Origin of the sequence: Kouleothrix sp., assembly GCF_046328425.1 — a bacterium.
GTDB lineage: Bacteria > Chloroflexota > Chloroflexia > Chloroflexales > Roseiflexaceae > Kouleothrix.
This window is the reverse complement of the sequence record NZ_JAXLWP010000019.1, coordinates 88,380-106,906: the sequence shown is the minus strand read 5'-3', so window position 1 is coordinate 106,906 and position 18,527 is coordinate 88,380. Positions and strand designations below refer to the sequence as shown.

Annotated in this window: 14 protein-coding genes; 6 read left to right on the top strand and 8 right to left on the bottom strand. The window is 69.2% G+C overall.

All coding sequences use genetic code 11. The features are described 5' to 3' along the window. Window positions 1-44: 44 nt before the first annotated feature. The 7 genes from U0177_RS18185 to U0177_RS18155 form a co-directional block, all read right to left on the bottom strand. The gene (locus tag U0177_RS18185; RefSeq protein WP_409572073.1) at window positions 45-848 is read right to left on the bottom strand and encodes an HAD-IIA family hydrolase; all 804 of its coding nucleotides are present in this window, start codon (window positions 846-848) and stop codon (window positions 45-47) included. A 21-nt stretch (window positions 849-869) separates the two neighbouring features. Then, the gene (locus tag U0177_RS18180; RefSeq protein WP_409572072.1) at window positions 870-1,340 is read right to left on the bottom strand and encodes a GNAT family N-acetyltransferase; all 471 of its coding nucleotides are present in this window, start codon (window positions 1,338-1,340) and stop codon (window positions 870-872) included. An 18-nt stretch (window positions 1,341-1,358) separates the two neighbouring features. Then, entirely contained in the window at window positions 1,359-3,185 is a 1,827-nt protein-coding gene (argS, locus tag U0177_RS18175) for an arginine--tRNA ligase (protein WP_409572107.1), read from the bottom strand. 2,122 nt (window positions 3,186-5,307) lie between these two features. Next, window positions 5,308-5,676 (bottom strand): hypothetical protein, encoded by a 369-nt coding sequence (locus tag U0177_RS18170; protein ID WP_409572071.1) that lies wholly within the window; start codon window positions 5,674-5,676, stop codon window positions 5,308-5,310. A gap of 561 nt (window positions 5,677-6,237) precedes the next feature. Continuing rightward, a complete protein-coding gene (locus U0177_RS18165; RefSeq protein ID WP_409572070.1) occupies window positions 6,238-7,803 on the bottom strand; it encodes a phytoene desaturase family protein in 1,566 nt (521 codons plus the stop codon). A 207-nt stretch (window positions 7,804-8,010) separates the two neighbouring features. Beyond that, on the bottom strand, window positions 8,011-9,114 hold the full coding sequence (locus U0177_RS18160; protein ID WP_409572069.1) for an aromatic ring-hydroxylating oxygenase subunit alpha: 1,104 nt from the start codon (window positions 9,112-9,114) through the stop codon (window positions 8,011-8,013). Window positions 9,115-9,164: 50 nt separating this feature from the next. Continuing rightward, a complete protein-coding gene (locus U0177_RS18155) occupies window positions 9,165-9,962 on the bottom strand; it encodes an IclR family transcriptional regulator (protein WP_409572068.1) in 798 nt (265 codons plus the stop codon). A 139-nt stretch (window positions 9,963-10,101) separates the two neighbouring features. Here U0177_RS18155 and U0177_RS18150 point away from each other — a divergent pair, with 139 nt between their 5' ends. The 5 genes from U0177_RS18150 (at window position 10,102) to U0177_RS18130 (ending at window position 16,703) form a co-directional block, all read left to right on the top strand. After that, window positions 10,102-11,580 carry a hypothetical protein gene (locus U0177_RS18150; protein ID WP_409572067.1) on the top strand — a complete coding sequence of 493 codons (1,479 nt, stop codon included), beginning with the start codon at window positions 10,102-10,104 and terminating at the stop codon, window positions 11,578-11,580. Window positions 11,581-11,874: 294 nt separating this feature from the next. After that, window positions 11,875-12,663, top strand: a complete 789-nt coding sequence (locus U0177_RS18145) for an SRPBCC family protein (RefSeq protein WP_409572066.1) — start codon at window positions 11,875-11,877, stop codon at window positions 12,661-12,663. 157 nt (window positions 12,664-12,820) lie between these two features. Further along, on the top strand, window positions 12,821-13,348 hold the full coding sequence (locus tag U0177_RS18140; protein WP_409572065.1) for a (2Fe-2S)-binding protein: 528 nt from the start codon (window positions 12,821-12,823) through the stop codon (window positions 13,346-13,348). Between the two features lie 43 nt (window positions 13,349-13,391). Continuing rightward, a complete protein-coding gene (locus U0177_RS18135; RefSeq protein ID WP_409572064.1) occupies window positions 13,392-15,755 on the top strand; it encodes a xanthine dehydrogenase family protein molybdopterin-binding subunit in 2,364 nt (787 codons plus the stop codon). A gap of 81 nt (window positions 15,756-15,836) precedes the next feature. Further along, the gene (locus tag U0177_RS18130) at window positions 15,837-16,703 is read left to right on the top strand and encodes an FAD binding domain-containing protein (protein WP_409572063.1); all 867 of its coding nucleotides are present in this window, start codon (window positions 15,837-15,839) and stop codon (window positions 16,701-16,703) included. A gap of 117 nt (window positions 16,704-16,820) precedes the next feature. Here U0177_RS18130 and U0177_RS18125 read toward each other — a convergent pair whose 3' ends face one another. Continuing rightward, window positions 16,821-17,678 carry a hypothetical protein gene (locus U0177_RS18125; protein ID WP_409572062.1) on the bottom strand — a complete coding sequence of 286 codons (858 nt, stop codon included), beginning with the start codon at window positions 17,676-17,678 and terminating at the stop codon, window positions 16,821-16,823. 190 nt (window positions 17,679-17,868) lie between these two features. On the opposite strand from U0177_RS18125, the gene U0177_RS18120 reads away from it, so the two are divergent. Continuing rightward, window positions 17,869-18,513, top strand: coding sequence for a GNAT family N-acetyltransferase (locus U0177_RS18120; protein ID WP_409572061.1), 645 nt, complete (start codon window positions 17,869-17,871; stop codon window positions 18,511-18,513). The last annotated feature ends 14 nt before the right edge of the window (window positions 18,514-18,527 follow it).

Genomic DNA, 18,527 nt, shown 5'->3' with positions numbered 1-18,527 from the left:
TGCGCTAGTCGCCACACGCTTGCAGGCAGGCATACGGCCCGCACCTACGCGCCGTGCGCCTGCTCGAGCGCGGCGACCAGCTCGGGCAGCCCGGCGAACACGCGGTCGGGCTGGATCTCGCTCTGCGCCAGCAGCTCGGGCGTGGAGACGCCGGTAAGCACCAGCGCGGCCGCCAGCCCGGCGCCGCGCGCGCCGGCCACGTCGGTGTCGAGCCGGTCGCCGACGGTGAGCGTGCGCCGCGGGTCGGCCCCCAGGATGTCGATCGCCGTCTGGAACATCGCCGCGCCGGGCTTGCCGATCACCGTCGGCTCGACGTCGGTGGCGGTACGCAGCAGCGCGATGATCGAGCCGGCGCCGGGCACCAGCCCTTCCTCAACCGGCAGCGTGCGGTCGGGGTTGGTGGCCACGTAGCGCGCCCCCGCGCGGATCGCCAGCGTCGCCAGCTTGAGCTTCTGGTAGGTCAGCTCGGTGTCGAGGCCCGACACCACCACCCGTGGCAGCTGCTCGTCGTAGACGAAGTAGCCGTCGGCGAACAGCGCCTCGCGCAGGCCGTACATGCCGATGTAGAAGGCCGGCGTGCCGCGCCCGAACTCGCGCTCAAGGAAGCGCCGCGTCGCCACCGAGGAGGTGATGATCCGCGCGGCAGGGATGGCGATGCCCATGCCGGCCAGCTTGGCCTCGTACTGCTGCGGCGTCATCGTCGAGTTGTTCGTAACGCAAGCGTAGCCAATGCCGCGCGCGGCGCAGAGCGCCAGCAGATCGTTCACGCCCGGCAGCGGCTGCGGCCCGCGGTAGATCACCCCGTCCATGTCGAGTAAAATCGTGTTGAATGGAGCCAGGTCAAGCACGTGTGTCACCTCGTCAGTATCTCAGCGCAGCGTTTTCTTCATGATCACGTTGGTCACTTCGTAGCCGAGCTTGGCGTACAGCGCCTGCGCGGCGTGGTTGCCGCCAAACACGTGCAGCCCGATCGCGCCGATGCCGAGCGCGCGTACGTGCTGCTCCATCTCGCGAAACGCCTGCGAGGCATAGCCGCGCCGGCGGTAGGCCGGGCCGATCTCGAGGTTGTACACAAACGCGCTGCGGCCGGCCGGCCCGCTGCGTACGGCAAACCAGAGTATGCCAACCACCGCCGGCAGGGCCGGGTCGCGAATGGTGAATAGGTAGTGATCGGGCGTGGCGACGCCGTCAGGCAGCAGCTTGGCGAACTCGGCGGCCGATCGCTCGAGCGCCCCATCCTCGCTCCAATCGCCGGCGCGTACATGCTCGGCGGCGTAGCCAGGCACCGCCACCACGAGAAACTCGGCCAGCTCGGGCTCGGCCATAGGCACAAGCTCCACCACCGCCGGCTCCTTTCGCTACATCCGCTCGGGCGCGCGCAGGCCCAGCAGGCCCAGGCCATTCTTCAGCGCCTGCGCGGTGGCCTCCACCAGCCGCAGGCGCGCGGCGCGCAGCTCGGGCGTCTCGGCCTTGAGCACCGAGCAGTCGCGGTAGAACCCCGAGAGCGCGCGGGCCGTGTCGTAGCACCACTCGGCCACCACAAACGGCGCGTAGCGCGCGCCGGCCTCGCGCACCGCGCCCGGCAGCTTGGCCAATTGCTTGATCACGGCAAGCTCCGACGGGTGCGCCAGCAGCGCCGGGTTGCCGGCCGGCTGATTACCTGGCGAAGAACCAAGTATCAACGATGTATCGCCCTCGCCGGAGCTGGCGGGGCGCGAAGCTGCTGCGCCGTCGAGCTGCTCTTTGGTTCTTCGCCCTTGGTCTTCGGCGGCCGCCTTGCGCACGATCGACCGGCAGCGCGCGTACATATACTGAATGTAGGGCGCGCTGTTGCCCTCGAGCGCCAGCATGCGTTCCCAGTCGAGCGTGATATTGCGCCGTGGGTCCTGGTACAGATCGTTGTACACCACCGAGCCAACGCCGACGATCTCGGCGACTTCGTCTTTCTCGGCGTCGGACAGCTCGGGGCTGGCCTGGTCGACGACGGCGCGCGCGCGCTGGTGGGCGTCGTCGAGCAGGTCGGCCAGGTAGATCATGTTGCCGCGGCGAGTCGAGAGCGGCGCGCCGTGCTGGTCGAACACTGTGCCGAACTTGATATGCTCAAGCTCCACGTCCTCGGCGTAGCCCATGGCGCGCACCAGCGCAAACAGCTGGCGGAAGTGCAGCTCCTGGGGCATGCCCACGACGTAGACGATCTTGGCCGGGCTGAACTCTTTCAGGCGAAACAGCACCGTGGCGACATCGCGCGTGTGGTACAGCGTGCCGCCGTCGCTGCGCTGCAGCAGAAACGTCGGCAGGCTGCTGCCAAGGTCGACCACCACGGCGCCGCCTTCGTCGCGGTAGGCAACCTTTTTGGCCAGCACGTCGCCGATCACGTCGGGCAGCATGCCCTCGTAGAAGCTCTCGCCGTAGATGTGGTCGAAATGCACGCCCAGGAGGTCGTAGTTGCGCCGGTTGGCGCTGATCGTCAGGTCGACCATCCACTGCCACAGCTCGCGCGCGGTCGGGTCGCCCTGCTCGAGCTTGAGCGACCAGGCGCGCGCCTCGTCGTCGAGCGCGGGGTCGTCCTTGGCGAGGGCGACATACTGGGCGTAGAGCTTGTCGAGCTGCGCCAGCGCCTCCTCGCCCTCGCCCTGGGGCTTGCCCCAGCGCACAATCGCGGCGATATTCATGCCGAACTGCTTGCCCCAGTCGCCGAGGTGGTTATCGCCGATCGTGCGGTAGCCGAGGAACTGGAAGATATTGTAGAGCGACTGGCCGATGATCGTCGAGCGGATATGGCCGACGTGCATGAGCTTGGCCACGTTGGGCGACGAGTAGTCGACCACCACGGTCTTGCCGGCGCCGATGTCGTCGCTGCCGTAGCGCGGCCCCAGCTCCTCGACCTCGTCGAGCACGGCGGCGGCCAGGCGCGCCGGGTGCAGCGTGAAGTTGAGGAACGGGCCGGCGGCGGCGACCGCGCCGACCAGCGAGCCCTCGGGCAGCTGGATGGCCTGGGCCAGCGCCTGGGCCAGCTGCGGCGGCGGCACGCCGAGGGCCTTGGCGGCCTTGAAGGCCGGGAGCGCCAGGTCGGCGGGGATATTCGGCTTGGGCGCAGTAAGGTCGACCAGCTCGCCGGGCACCTGCCCGGTGGCGGCGATCGCGTCGCGCACCTGCTGCTCAAATCGGTCGAGCGCGTAGTCCATCGGTGTCTCCAGCATTGTGTGTTGCGTTGGTTTCAAAGTATATGCGCAACCGCGAGCGAGCGCAAACGGCGCAAGCTTGTTGCGCCTGGCCTCGGTATGCATGCGGCGCAATCCGCCGGCCGTAGGGCGCGCATCGTGCGCGCCTTCTCCCCTCACGAGCGAGGCGGGGCTCTGCGGCCCCGTACCCCGCATCCCGGCACGCAGGCGGGGCCTGTGCGGCCCCGCGCCCCGCAGCAGGGGGCTGCCGCCAGCCCCCTGCACCCCGCCGCTGGGGCGAAGCCCCAGGCCCCGTAATGCATGCCGCCTCAGATGCAAGGCCAGTGGCGCATGCCTCGTGGCGTAGAAGAATGTGTTGGTTTGCCCTGAGGCATGCGCGCACGGCGTTGACGCTGGCACGGCCTTTCCCGTAGGGCGCGCATCGTGCGCGCCTCGTGCTCGCCCCTCCAAAGGCGTTCGGGGGCTACGCGCCCCCTTGCCCCCGTTTGCCCGACACTGCTTCGGGGCTCTGCGCCCCCGCGCCCTCGTTTACCCGACACTGCTTCGGGGCCTGTGCGGCCCCGCACTTCCTGCAGCAGGGGCTGCCGCCAGCCCCCTGCACCCCGCCGCTGGGGCGAAGCCCCGGGCCCGTAATGCATGCCGCCTCAGATGCAAGGCTAGTGGCGCATGCCTCGTGGCACGAAATAACCGGTTGGTTTGCCCTGAGGCATGCGCGCACGGCGTTGACGCTGGCACGGCCTTTCCCGTAGGGCGCGCATCGTGCGCGCCTCGTGCTCGCCCCTCCAAAGGCGTTCGGGGGCTACGCGCCCCCTTGCCCCCGTTTGCCCGACACTGCTTCGGGGCTCTGCGCCTCCGCGCCCTCGTTTACCCGACACTGCTTCGGGGCCTGTGCGGCCCCACCCGCAACAGGGGGCTGGCGGCAGCCCCCTGCACCCCGCCGCTGGGACGAAGGCCCCAGGCCCCGTAATGCATGCCGCCTCAGATGCAAGGCTAGTGGCGCATGCCTCGTGGCGTAGAAGAATGTGTTGGTTTGCCCTGAGGCAAATCTAGGGACAAGGAATGTTCTGCTGGTTTGCCCTGAGGCATGCGCGTACGGCGTTGACGCTGGCACGGCCTTTCCCGTAGGGCGCGCATCGTGCGCGCCTCGTGCTCGCCCCTCCAAAGGCGTTCGGGAGCTACGCGCCCTCTTGCCCCCGTTTGCCCGACACTGCTTCGGGGCTCTGCGCCTCCGCGCCCTCGTTTACCCGACACTGCTTCGGGGCCTGTGCGGCCCCGCCCCCCGCAGCAGGGGGCTGCCGCCAGCCCCCTGCACCCCGCCGCTGGGGCGAAGCCCCGAGCCCCGTATGCATGCCGCCTCAGATGCAAGGCCAGTGGCGCATGCCTCGTGGCGTAGAAGAATGTGTTGGTTTGCCCTGAGGCATGCGCGCACGGCGTTGACGCTGGCACGGCCTTTCCCGTAGGGCGCGCATCGTGCGCGCCTCGTGCTCGCCCCTCCAAAGGCGTTCGGGGGCTACGCGCCCCCTTGCCCCCGTTTGCCCGACACTGCTTCGGGGCTCTGCGCCTCCGCGCCCTCGTTTACCCGACACTGCTTCGGGGCCTGTGCGCCCGCACCCCGCAGCAGGGGGCTGCCGCCAGCCCCCTGCACCCCGCCGGGGCGAAGCCCCGGGCCCATGCATGCCGCCTCAGATGCAAGGCTAGTGGCGCATGCCTCGTGGCACGAAATAACCGGTTGGTTTGCCCTGAGGCATGATCGTATCACATTGCTTGCTGGTATGGCATTCTTTGAGCCGGAAAGGTTATAGGAAAACCGGCAGGGTTTTCCTATGCGGAGGCCGGGGCGCAGCGCCGGGTATGGCCAACTCTTGCAGGGGCCGGGGCGCAGCGCCCCGAATGACAAACCCACGAGGCGTGCAAGGAGCAAAGACGAAGCGCGAGCAAGCCTATGCGGGGGGCCGGGGGCGCAGCGCCCCGGAACGACCAGCTCTTGCGGGGGGCCGGGGGCGCAGCGCCCCGGTGAGACGAACCCATGCGGCATACGAGGGACACAGCTCGAAAAGAGCGGCAAAAACGCGCGCAGCGCCCATAGCCGATAGGCGCTGCGCGGTGGCACGATGCTGGCGGTGGGCTACGCGGCGTCGGCGTCGGGCGGGGGCGTGGCGCGGCGCGCGGGCCGCTTGCGCTCGCTCATGCGCGTACCGCCGACAAGCTGGTACTCCGAGGAATTGTCGCCGTAGACGCCCTTCACGGTCGTGCGAATGCGCTTCGTCGCATCCCACACATTCGCGAGCTGGTCGTCGCGCCGGTTGCGCAGCTCCTTCAAATGAAGCTCAAGCTCGGTGATCTGTGTCTGGCTGGTGCGGGCCTCGCCGATCATCTGGCCGTACGAGTCCTGCGTGATCGCGCCGCTCCGCAGGCCGGGGTCGATCTGCTTGCAGGCTACCAGCACACTGCTGGCCTGGTCGAGAGTGTCGGGCGGGAAGTGTTTGCTGACCAAGGGGCGCCTCCTGTGATATGATGCTTGGTGTTACCAGCGCACGCGATGTGCACTTATAGATATAGCACGCTCAGCGGCCGTTTGGCAATGCGTAAATTGATCGCAAATATAGCAATTCAATTGCAATTTGGCCGTCTTATCCTGGCGTTTTTCGGCATTACCAGCTCTTTCTGCTGCTTGATTACCATTCGCCGAATGCTTACCATCTTGCACGCGGGGGTCGCCTCGGCGCATCCGGTGCTTGCCTCCTAGCGCCGCAGGTTTGCTTTCCCCCTCGCCGGGTTCGGCGCCGCGCGTCCGGTGGTTGCCTCGTAGCTCCGCAGCTTCCCCTTGCTGCACGCCAGGCTTGGCGCTGCGCATCCGGTGGTCGACTCCCAGCCCCAGGTGAGCGACTCCGCGCGTCGGGTGGGCGACTCGCAGCCCCGCAGGTTTACCTTCTTGGGTGCCGGGCTCGACTCAGCGCCTGCGGGGGTTGGCAGCATGGGGAAAATGCCAGGCCCCAGGCGCGCGGGGCAAACCCTGGCGCGCCTGGGGCCTGGCAACGAAAGAAGCGGCGAGCGCCTACCCGGCCATGTCCTCGATCACCACGTGCGCGGCGTTGTGGCCGGGGATGCCGGTGACGCCGCCGCCAGGGTGCGCGCCCGAGCCGCACAGGTACAGGCCCGCCAGCGGCGTGCGGTAGTCGGCGTAGCCCGAGATCGGCCGCAGGTTGAACGCCTGGTCGGGCGTGATCTCGCCGTGGAAGATGTTGCCGCCGGTAAGGCCAAAGCGCCGCTCGAGGTCGACGGGCGAAAGCATCTGGCGGGCAATCACCGCGCTGGTAATATTCGGCGCGTACTCGGCCAGCTTGGCGATGATCCGGTCGGCCACCTCCTCGCGCAGCCCGTCGTCCCAGCTGCGGCCGGGCACGTCGTACGGGAAGTACTGGCAGAAGCACGAGAGCACGTGCTTGCCGGCCGGCGCGAGCGTCGGGTCGGTGGGCGACTGCGAGAAGATCTCGATGAACGGCTCGCGCGAGGGCCTGCCGGCCTTGAAATCGTCCCAGGCGCGCTCGAGGTAGCTCAGCGTCGGCGCGATGTCGACGGTGGCGCGCGAGCAGACCTCGGGATCCACGCCGGCGGGGGCCGCGCTGTAGCGCGGCAGCTCGGCCAGCGCCAGGTTGAGCTTGAACACCGTGCCGCCGATGCGGTAGTTCTTCTCGATGCGCTGGCGGAACTCGGCCGGCAGCGCGCCCGCCGGCGTGAGCTTCAGGAACGTGCGCTTCGGGTCGGCGTTCGAGAGCACCACGCGCGAGCGGATGGTGTCGCCGTTTTCGAGCACCACGCCCACGGCGGCGCCGGCCTGCACCAGCACCTCGGCCACCGGCGCCTCGGTGCGGATCTCCACCCCCAGGTCGCGCGCGGCCGCCGCCAGCGCCTGCGTCACCGCGCCCATGCCGCCCCTGGCGTAGCCCCAGACGCCGCGCCGGCCGCCGATCGCCCGGCCGATCGCGTGCACAAGGAACACATACGGCGCGCCGGGCGTGGCCGGGCCGGCCATGGTGCTGATCAGCGCCTGCGGGGCCATCGTCGCCTTCACATACTCCGACTCAAAAAACTCGGCCAGCAGGTCGGCGGGCGAGAGCAGCATCAGCCGGCGGAAGTCGTCGGCGCAGCCGGCCTCGTCGAAGCGCGCCGACAGCTCGGCCAGCGAGATCGGCGGCTGCATGAGCGTCGGCTCGATGATGTCGCAGCAGCGATCCCAGAAGTCTTCCCACGCGTCAAGCGCGACGGCGTCCTTGGCCGAGAAGCGCGCGACCGACGCCTTGCTGCGCTCGCGGTCGCCGGCGTACAAGAACAGGTGCTCGCCGTCGGGGAATGGCATGAAGTACGAGGGGGCCTTGGCGTACACCTCGAAGCCATAGCGCGGCAGCTGCAGGTCGGCGATGATCTCGGGGCGCATCAGGCTCATCGAGTACGACGCGACCGACACCCGGAAGCCGGGGTGAATTTCCTCGGTGATCGCCGCGCCCCCAACAGTGTGGTAGCGCTCGAGCACCAGCACGCGCTTGCCCGCCTTCGCCAGGTAGCAGGCCGCCACCAGGCCATTGTGACCGCCGCCGATCACGATCGCGTCGTATGTGGTCATAGCACCCTCCTTGAAAAACGCGTCCCTTGTCCACTGTTCCCCCCAGGCGGCGGCTTGCCGGCCGCCGCTCACCGCCCTACCAGCTTGCGCGCCTCCACAGGCGCCGCCGCCGCCCGCGCAGCCCGCGCACGAGATTGCCGGCGCCATTATAGCCGCCGCCCGGCAACAGAGTGCGGCGCGCCTCGGCGAGCGGCCCGCTCGCGCCCGCTACACGCCCGCCGCGTCGCCCGCCTGCAGAAACTCGCACAGCAGGCCGTGAAAGTGATGCACGCCATTCTCGCGCGCCACCGAGAAGCGGCCCACATCGTAGGCCCGCGAGCGCAGGCGCTTCTGCACCGCCTCGCAGATCGCGATATCCTCCTGCTGCACCAGGTCGCTGAACTTAAACGACTTGTGGAAGTCGTCGGCCGCGCCGGGCTTGTCGGCGTCGAGCAGGTACCACTCGAAGATCGTGAGCGTGCGCGCGTGGCCGAGCGGCAGGATGATATTGATCTGCAGGTTGTCGGGGTAGATGTTTAGCATGATATTCGGGAACAGCCAGTAGTACAGCGCCTGCGCATCGGCGCCGCGCTCGAGGTTGCGCCGCAGCAGCGAGTCGGGCTTCTCGCGGATCGGCGCGAACTGCTTGGAGTAGTAGCGGAACGTCTCGACGGCGTACTGCTTGTAGTCGATCTCTTTGAACAGGCCGGGGTGCGCCACCGGGATGTGGTAGCCCTCAAGGTAGTTGTCGATATATACCTTCCAGTTGCACTCGACCTGGTAGTCGACGCGCTTGAAGAAGCCCATGCGCTCAAGCGGCAGGTGCGCCGTCTCGCCTGGGATGGCGCCCAGCACCTCGCGCAGCGGCGCGGCATCGGCGTCGAGGTTCACAAACACAAACGGCCCCCAGCTATCGACGCGCACCGGGCGCAGGCCATACGCGGCGCGGTCGAAGTCGCGCACGCCCTCGAACTCGGGCGTGCTCAGCAGCCGCCCGTCGAGGCCGTACGTCCAGGCGTGGTAGCTGCACTGCAGCGTCTTGCGCTGGCCGCAGCCCTCGGCCACCGAGCCGGCGCGGTGGCGGCAGACGTTGTAGAAGGCGTGGAGCTGCCCAGCAGTGTCGCGCGTCACCACCAGCGGCTCGTCGACCACGCTGCAGGTGAAGAAATCGCCGGGGTTGCGCACCTGCTCGAGCCGGCCGACCAGCTGCCAGGTGCAGCCAAACACGCGCTGCTCCTCGGCCGGCAGCATGGCAGGGTCGGTGTACCAGCGCGCCGGGATGGTCGTCGCCAGGCTCAGGTCGGGCTGGTAGGCGAAATCGGTAAGCTGCATACTACTCTCCTGATGATTGAAATGCACGGCGCGGTTGGCCGCGCGGGCCGCTACGAGGCCGCCGGGTCGGGGCGCATGTCGGGCCGGAAGCCAAGCTGGCGCGAGATCGCCGCGCATGCCTCGAGCAGCACGCGCGCCAGCTCGGCCTCGCGGCGGCGCGGCAGCCGCGCCGCCGGCCCCGAGATGCTCAGCGCGGCCACGGCCTCGCCGCGGTGGTCGAAGATCGGCGCGCCAAGGGCGTGCAGGTGGCCCTCAAGCTCGTCGTACGAGGTGGCGTAGCCGCGCGCGCGCACCGCGGCCAGCTCATCGCGCAGCGCGGCGTGGTCGGTGATGCTGCGCGGCGCGCAGGCCTCGAGCCGATCGGGCAGCAGCGCCGCCAGCCGCGCCTCGGGCAGAAACGCCAGCAGCGCCTTGCCCGTCGACGAGCAGTGGGCCGGGTAGCACGCGCCGATGTTGCTGGCCGCGCTCAGCAGGTGCTCGCCCGACACCTCCTCGACGATCATGCTGCTGGCGCCGTGCAGGATCTCGAGGTCGATCGTCTCGCCGCTGCGCTCGGCGAGGGCGCGCGCGTACGGCAGCGCAAGGTCGCGCAGGTTCATCTGGCGCAGCGCCAGCGTGCCGAGCATCGCCAGGTCGGGGCCGAGGCGGTAGCGCCCCTGCTCGGCGGCCGCCACCAGCCCCTCGCTCTCGAGCGCGCTCAGCAGGCGGTACACCGTGCTGCGGTTGAGGCCGGTGCGCTGGCTGACCTCCTGCGCCGTGAGCGTGGCGGGCGCGGCGCCGAACGCGCGGAGCACCGCCACCGCCCGGTGGATCGCCTGCGTGCCGCCGTAGCTTTGGTCGTTGTTCATAATATAAACAAGTGTTTATATGTTGGAAGCGCCGCCATAGTAGACCGGGGGCGCAGTTTTGTCAAGCGCAGGCGCCGCGAGTAGAATAGGGGCACTGCCCGGCGGCCGGGCACGCCAATTGGCCGCCAGCCGAAAGACCATGCGACGCACGCTTTTGCCAATCGCCATGCTGGCCGCCGCGCTGCTGCTGCTGGGCATCGCCGCGCGCGCGGTGTTCGCGCCCGACCCGCGCGACGACCTGCGCCGCGCCGACGCGCTGTTTCTGGCGGGCCGCTACCACGACGCGCGGGCCGCCTACGCCGCGCTCACCGCGCGCTGGCCGCGCTTCGCGCCGGGCTGGCTGCGCCTCGGCGTCGTGTCGGCGCTGCGCGCCGAGCCCGCTGCGGCCGACACAGCGCTGCTGGCGGCGGTTGGCGCGGGCGCGGCCCCCGCCGACCTGGCGCTGGCCCGGCTGTACCCGGGCGCGCTGGCCGCGCGCGCCGGGCAGGCCGGCCAGGCGCGCGAGTTCTGGGCGCAGGTGAGCGCGCCGGCGCGCCTGCTGGCCGCGCGGCGGCTGCTCGAGGCCGAGCAGCTGCTCGCCGAGGGCCAGTACGCCGCCGCCGAGGCATCGTACCGTTTCCGGCGCAGGCCGGCGACCTGCCGGCCAGCTGGCGGATGGCCGCCGCCGCGCGCTTTCTTGGCGCTGCTGCGCGCATCGAGCGGACCCGGCTGCGGCGCGCGAGCTGCTTGGCGCGCGCGGCGCACCCCGGCCGCCGACAACCCCGCCGACGCCTGGCTCGAGCCGCTGCGCCCGCCCGGCGATGCAGCCAACAGCCAGCTACGCGCGGCGCTCGACGCCCCGCCCGAGCAGCGCGCCCAGCTGCTCGGCCAGGTGTACCTTGCCGCGCGGCTCTACCCGCTGGCCGAGGCCCAGTTCGCGCAGGTTCCGCCGGGCGGCGCCTACGCCCGCGCGGCTGCGGCCTACACCGCCTACACCCGCTGGAGTGCCGGCGACCGGGCCGAGGGCCTGCGGCAGCTGCAGGCGCTTGCCGAAGCCGCCCCCGACGACCCGCGCGCGCGCGCGCTGCTGGCGCTGGCGCTGCTGAGCGAGCAAGACGCCGACGCGGCCCGCGCCCAGCTCGAAGCGCTGCAGGCATTGGCGCCGCGCGCCGCCGACACCCAGCTCGCCTGGGCGCAGTGGCACACCGCCGAGCACGACTACGTCGCCGCCGCCGCGGCCTACGCCCAGGCGCTGCGCGACGCCGCGCCCGACCAGCGTGGCGGCTACGCGCTGGCGCTGGCGCGCTTCCATGTCGAGAGCGCGCTCGACCTGTGCGGCGCCGGCGTGGCCGGCGCCACAAGCGCCAGCCAGGCGCTGCCGAACGACCCGCGCGCCTGGGTGGTGCTGGCGGCAGCACAGCTGGGCTGCGGCGACGCCGGCGCGGCCCGCGCGGCCGCCGAGCAAGCCCTGCGGCTGGCACCCGCCGACGCCGAGGCCGCCTACTACCTCGGCCGCGCGCTGGCGCAGCTTGGCGACCGGCCGGCGGCGCGCGCGGCGCTCATACGCGCGGCCGACAGCGCACCGGCATCGGCCTGGCGCGTGCGCGCCGAGCAGCAGATCGACCTGCTCGGGCCATAGCGCGCGCAATTTCAGATACAGGAATATCACCTCGCAGGCGCAGGCATTTCCGGCTTCCCATACGGCCAGCGCATGCTTGACAAATCGGAAACCCTTAAGGTACCATGCGCCCGCTTGGAGAATACTCACTCGGAAAATACTCTCAGCCGGCTCTTTCCTGACGTTCTCATCGTAACGCTCGCTCACAGGCGAATGGCATCGTGGCGCATGGGCCAATGCGCGGCGAGGCAGTCTGTCTGTTTTGACCATCTGACAGATCGGCCGGCAGAGCTGCCGAGCTGAAAGGAGTTTCGCTTGAAGATCACTGGCAAGGCAACGATCGATGCGCCGCGCGATCAGGTTTGGGAGGCCCTCAACAATCTCGAAGTGCTTGCGCGCATCGTGCCAGGCTGCGAGCGGCTCGAAGAGGTTGGCGAAAACGAGTTCGAGGGCACGGTCAAGATCGGCATCCAGTCGATCAAGGGCACGTACAGCGGCAAGATCCGGCTCGAAGACATTCAGCCGCCGCGCCACTACAAGCTCGTGGCCGCCGGCCGCAGCGCCAACGGCGTCGTCGACGGCAGCGGCGCGGTTGACCTCGAAGAAGACGGCGACAAGACCATCTTGAACTACTCGGGCGACGCGCAGATCGGCGGCACGCTCGCCAGCGTCGGCCAGCGTCTGATCGAGGGCGCCTCCAAGCAGATGATCAACCAGTCGCTCAAGGCGCTGGCCGAGCAGATCCGCTTGCGCAACAGCCCGGCCGAGGCGCCCGCGCCCGCGCCCGCCGCCGCACCGGCCCCAGCCGCCGAGGCGCCGCCCGCGCCGCCGGCCCACACCGCGATCGCCGCCGAAGAGGCCCAGGCCGCGCCCGCGCCCAGCGAGCCGGTGGCCACGGTCGAAACACCGCCCGCGCCGCCGGCCCCTGCGCCCGCCGCCGCGCCGGCCGAGCGCCGCACTGTGGTGGTGCCAACCCACGAGCAGCTCAAGCCCGAGTCGATCGTGCGCGGCATGATCGAAGACGCGTTCACCGAGCGCCCCTGGCTGCCGTGGGTCATTATTGCCTTTCTGGTCGGCTACCTGATCGGGCGCGCGCGACGGTAAGCGCCCGGCCACAGGCGCGGCAGGCCGTGCCCCCGCCGCGACGCCGGCATCATTGCTACTCTGCCATCGATCATCGCTATAGAAAGGAGTCCTGCTCGCGTACTGGCATAAGCTGTCGCTGTAATCGAAGCCTGGGAGTTATCAGGAGGTATATGACGTGAGTACGATCTCAGTCACGGTCAACGGGCGGACCTACCAGAACGACGTGGAGCCGCGCACGCTGCTTGTTCACTACCTGCGCGAGCACCTGAACCTCACCGGAACCCACATCGGCTGCGACACCAGCCAGTGCGGCGCGTGCGTGGTGCTGCTGAACGGCGTCAGCGTGAAATCGTGCACGGTGCTGGCCACCCAGGCCGACGGCGCCCAGATCACCACCATCGAAGGGCTCGCCAGCGGTAGCCAGCTCCACCCGCTCCAGGAGGGCTTCTGGGAGAAGCACGGCCTGCAGTGTGGCTTCTGCACCCCCGGCATGATCATGTCGGCCTACGACCTGCTCCAGCAGAACCCCAACCCCTCGGAAGAAGAAATTCGTCACGGCCTGGAGGGCAACCTGTGCCGCTGCACCGGCTACCAGAACATTGTGCGCGCCGTGCAGTACGCCGCCGCCAAAATGCGCGGCGAGGAAGTCGGCGGCAATGGCCACGCCGACGCGGCCGAGCAAGTTCCCTCCGCTGGCAATTGATCACTCACCGGCTGATCGAACCGTGAACTAGAGGGGAATAACCATGACCACAGTGACCAAGATGGTCGGCCAAGCGCTGAAGCGACGCGAGGATCCGAAGCTCATCCAGGGCCAGGGCAACTTCCTCGACGATATCAAGCTCCACGGCATGGCCCACGCGGCGATCCTGCGCAGCCCCTATGCCCACGCCAAGATCATCAGCATCGACACCTCGCGGGCCAAGGCCCACCCCGGCGTCATTGCGGTGTTCACCGGCGAAGACATGCTGGACATCAACCCGCTGCCGTGCGCTTGGGCCGCCGGCGGCGTGAAGAACAACCTCAACACGCCGCGCGCGATCTCGGCCGGCACCGTGCGCTACGCCGGCGATAGCGTGGCCATGGTGGTGGCCGAGAACCGCTACATCGCCCGCGACGCGCTCGACCTGATCGACGTCGAGTACGAGCGCCTGCCGGTCGTCGTCGACGCCAAGAAGGCCACCGAGGCCGGCGCGCCGCAGCTGCACGAGAACGCCCCGAACAACATCGTGATGGAGTGGGAGTGCGGCGACAAGGCCAAGACCGACGCGGCGATCGACAGCGCCGAGGTGGTGGTGAAAGAGCAGATCATCAACCAGCGCCTCATCCCCACGCCGATGGAGACGCGCGGCTCGATCGCGCGCTACGACACCGCCACCGGCGAGTTTACCGTCTGGATGACCTCGCAGGCGCCACACGTGATGCGGCTGCTGCTCACCGCGTTTGTGTTCGGCATCGCCGAAACCAAGCTGCGCTGCATCTCGCCAAACGTCGGCGGCGGCTTCGGCCAGAAGATCTTCTGCTACGCCGACATGGCCTTCACCATGTGGGCCGCGCGCAAGCTCGGCCGCCCGATCAAGTTCGTCGAGGATCGCTCCGAGAACTACAAGTCGGCGACCCACGGCCGCGACCACATCACCGATGTCGAGATCGCCGGCACCAAAGACGGCACGATCACCGGCCTGCGGATTGCGACATGGGCCAACCTCGGCGCGTACCTCAGCACGATCGCGCCGGGCATCCCCACCACCCTGTACGGCCGCATCGCCACCGGCGTGTATAAGATCCCCGCGGCCTACTGCAAGGTCTATGGCGTCTACACCAACACCGCCATGGTCGATGCCTACCGCGGCGCCGGGCGGCCCGAGGCCAGCTACCTGATCGAGCGCATGGTCGACCGCTTCGCCGCCGAGATCGGCATCGACCCGGCCGAGGTGCGCCGCAAGAACTTCATCCAGCCCGGCGACTTCCCCTACGACAACGGCATGGGCCTGCTGCCCTACGACAGCGGCAACTACGAGCCCGCGCTCGACCGCGCGCTGGCCATGGTCGGCTACGCCGACTTCCGCAAGCAGCAGGCCGCCGCGCGCCAGCAGGGCAAGTACCTCGGCCTGGGCATCAGCTCGTACGTCGAGATCTGCGGCGTGGCGCCAAGCGCCTGGATCGGCCTGCCCGGCCAGGGCTGGGGCGCCGGCCTGTGGGAAAGCGCCAACATCCGCGTGCACCTCACCGGCCAGGTGGTGGTGACCACCGGCTCGCTGCCGCACGGCCAGGGCGTCGAAACCACCTTCGCGCAGATCGTGGCCGACGAGCTGGGCGTGCCCTACGAGAGCGTGCTGATCGAGCACTCCGACACCGCCGGCACGCCGTTCGGCTACGGCACCTACGGCAGCCGCTCGCTGGCGGTGGGCGGCACCGCGCTGTACAAGAGCGTCGCCAAGGTGAAAGAGAAGGCCAAGAAGATCGCCGCGCACATGCTCGAGGCCAACCCCGACGACATCGAGTATGCCGATGGCAAGGCCTTCGTCAAGGGCTCGCCCGACCAGGCCAAGACGCTCGGCGAGATCGCGCTGCAGGCCTCGGTGGCGTATAGCCTGCCCGAGGGCACCGAGCCGTTCCTCGACGAGACGACCTACTACGACCCGCCGAACTGCACGTTCCCCTTCGGCACGCATATCGCGATCGTCGAGATAGACGGCGAGACCGGCCACGTCGATATCAAGCGCTACGTCGGCGTCGACGATGTCGGCAACCCGATCAACCCGCTGATCATCGACGGCCAGCTGCACGGCGGCATCGCCCAGGGCATCGCCCAGGCGCTGTACGAAAACGGCGTGTACGACGAGAACGGCCAGCTGGTGAGCGGCACGCTGATGGACTACGCCGTGCCGACGGCGGCGATGCTGCCGAGCTACGAGCTCGACCGCACCGTGACGCCCAGCCCGGTGAATCCGATGGGCGTGAAGGGCGCGGGCGAGGCCGGCACCATCGGCAGCGCGCAGGCGATCATGAACGCGGTGATCGACGCGCTCGCGCCCTTCGGCGTGAAGCACCTGCAGATGCCGGCGACCCCTGAGCGCGTGTGGCGGGCAATGCAAAGCAACGTCTAAGTTTTGAATTTTGAGTTCTGAGTTTTCTTGCGCATAACTCAAAGCTCAACACTCAAAACTCAAAACTTTAGAGGAGGAAATATGATCCCTAGCGAGTTCCAGTACTTCGCGCCCGCCACGGTCGACGAGGCGGTGGGGCTGCTCCAGCAGCACGGCGACGATGCCAAGCTGATCGCTGGCGGCCACTCGCTGCTGCCCGCGCTCAAGCTGCGGCTCAGCTCGCCGAGCGTGCTGATCGACGTCAGCAAGATCGGCGGCCTCGATACCATTACGGTGAACGGCAGCGTGACGATCGGCGCGGGCGCGACCTACCGCGCGATCGCCAGCTCGGATGCGGTGCGCGGCGCCTGCGGCGTGCTCGCCGAGTGCGTCGCCCAGATCGGCGACAACCAGGTGCGCAACCGCGGTACGATCGGCGGCTCGCTGGCCCACGCCGACCCGGCCGCCGACCTGCCGGCGGTTGCGCTGGCGCTGGGCGCTAGCGTTACCGCTAAGGGCCCGGGCGGCGAGCGCAGCATCGGCGCCGACGATATGTTCGTCGAGATGCTCACCACCGCGCTCGAGCCAAACGAGGTGATCATCGCAGTCACGTTCCCCACGCTTGGCGCGGGCGAGGGCGCGGCCTACGAGAAGCTGCGCCAGCCGGCCTCGCGCTACGCGATCGTCGGCGTGGCGGCGTATGTTAAGCTCGGCGCCGACGGCAACGTGGCCGAGGCGCGCGTGGCCGTGACCGGCGCCGGCCCCAAGGCCGTGCGCCAGAGCGCCAGCGAGGCGGCGCTGGCCGGCACCAGCGGCGACGAGGCGGCTGTGGCCGCTGCGGCAGCCGTCGCCGGCGACGATATGGACTACCTGGGCGACATCCACGCCTCGGAGGAGTACCGCCGCGCGATGGTCAAAGTCTACACCCGCCGCGCGATCGCCAGCGCGCTGGCGCGCGCCCGCGGCTAGCAGCCTGCCTGAAAAGCGAGCGCGAGGGGCACTGCCCCTCGCGCTTCTTTGTCTCATACCAAATTCGCTTGATTACTGACACTAGCCCCGGTGGCCAACTCGGCGCCGCAGCCCGGCCTACCTGAAGGCCGCCAGCACCACCGCCGCGAGCAGGCCGCCGCCCAGCAGCCCGTACTCCCACAGCACCCGCCGCGACAGCGTGCCCTCCAGGTGGTTCTGCACCAGCCCGATCGCCACATAGAAGATCACCAGCAGCAGCGCGCCGCCCAGCAGAAACGACGCCGCCCAGTAGTTCAGCGCCCAGGTTGCCTCGGCCAGCGCGATGCCAACCATCCCGGCCAGCACGAGCAGGCCGCCGCGCGGCGCCGCCCACTGCAGCAGCGCGTACGCCAGCAGCGCGCCGGTAAGCCCGATCAGCGCGCCCGAGTACAGAAAGCGCAGCCGCGCGTAGTAGGTGGCGCTAAACATGCTGAAGGCCATCAGCAGCGCGACCGTCTGCAAGATCAGGCGGGCCGAGTGCTGCACGCTGGGCCGCCGGTCGAGCGCGTAGTGCTGGCCTAGCAGCGCGGCCAGCAGCAGGCCGCCGGTGGCCGCCAGCGCGATGATCGCCGCAGTGGTCTCGAGCAGCGGGCTGAACAGGCGAAAAAACGCGAACGGCGCCACGATCGCGAACGCCGGCAAGATCCAGAAGGCTGGCGCCAGCTCGAGCTGCACAACCCCCAGGTTGAGCGTCGGCAGCGCGCGCGTTTGCATCTGCGGGTGGCTGCGGATGAACAGGTCGGCGCCGGTGATTGTGATCACCACCAGCGAGGCAACCAGCACCCACGAGAGCGTGATCAGCGGCAGATCGGCGCCGAGCCGGGCGCGAAAGTTATTCGGGTTGATATCGATCAAAAACACTACGGCCAGGCCGATCAGCACCAGCAACACCAGCGAGACGATCCGGTCGTAGCGTGGGGTGGGCGAGGATGTCACCACGATTGCTCCTTGAACGGGCGTGATACTCCGGGCTGCGCGGCGCGCACTGCCGGTAAGCGATTCTAGCCGCTGGGCAATCGCCTGTCAAACGATTGACGCGGTTCCGGCGCGAGTGTTAAAATACACGGGATTATTTGCGACTGCTATCACGAATCTGGTGCGCGCGCGCGCCCGTTCGTCGGATGCCATGCTCGTTCCTTCGCCCCAATCGGCCGCGCCGCTACAGATCAACATTCGCGCCGCGCAGATGCGCGATATCTACCCCATCCTCGCGCTGCATGGCGAGGCCTTCGCCGACAAATTCGGCGCGGCGTTTGGCGCCAACGGCATGGCGCGCGGCGTCGAGGCTATGGCCGAGGCCTGGCGGCGCCAGGGCCTGCCCGCGCTCCGCGGCATGTTTGTGGCCGAGGCCGACGAGCAGATCGTCGGCACGATCACCCTGCGTACCTGGGAGATGGGCGGCGACAACACCGGCGCCGCCGAGCTGGCTTTCCACCAGGTGCTGGGGGTGTGGGGCGCGCTGCGCTCGATCTTCGCGCTGTCGCTGCTCGACCACCAGATCGACCGCGCCGAGGGTTACATCACCGACGTGGCGGTGCTAAGCGAGTACCGCCGGCGCGGCGTGGCCCAGGCCATGCTGGCGCGCGCCGAGGAAGAAGCGCGCATCCGCCGCAAGCGCTACGTCGCGCTGTACGTCAGCGCCAAGAACACCGGCGCGATCGCGCTGTACCGCCAGTTCGGCTTCACCCAGCGCCGCGTGCGCCGCTCGCTGCTGGCCGGCTGGATGCTTCGCCAGCACGCCTGGCTGTTCATGCGCAAAGAGCTGCTCTAAATTGCGCCGCGGCT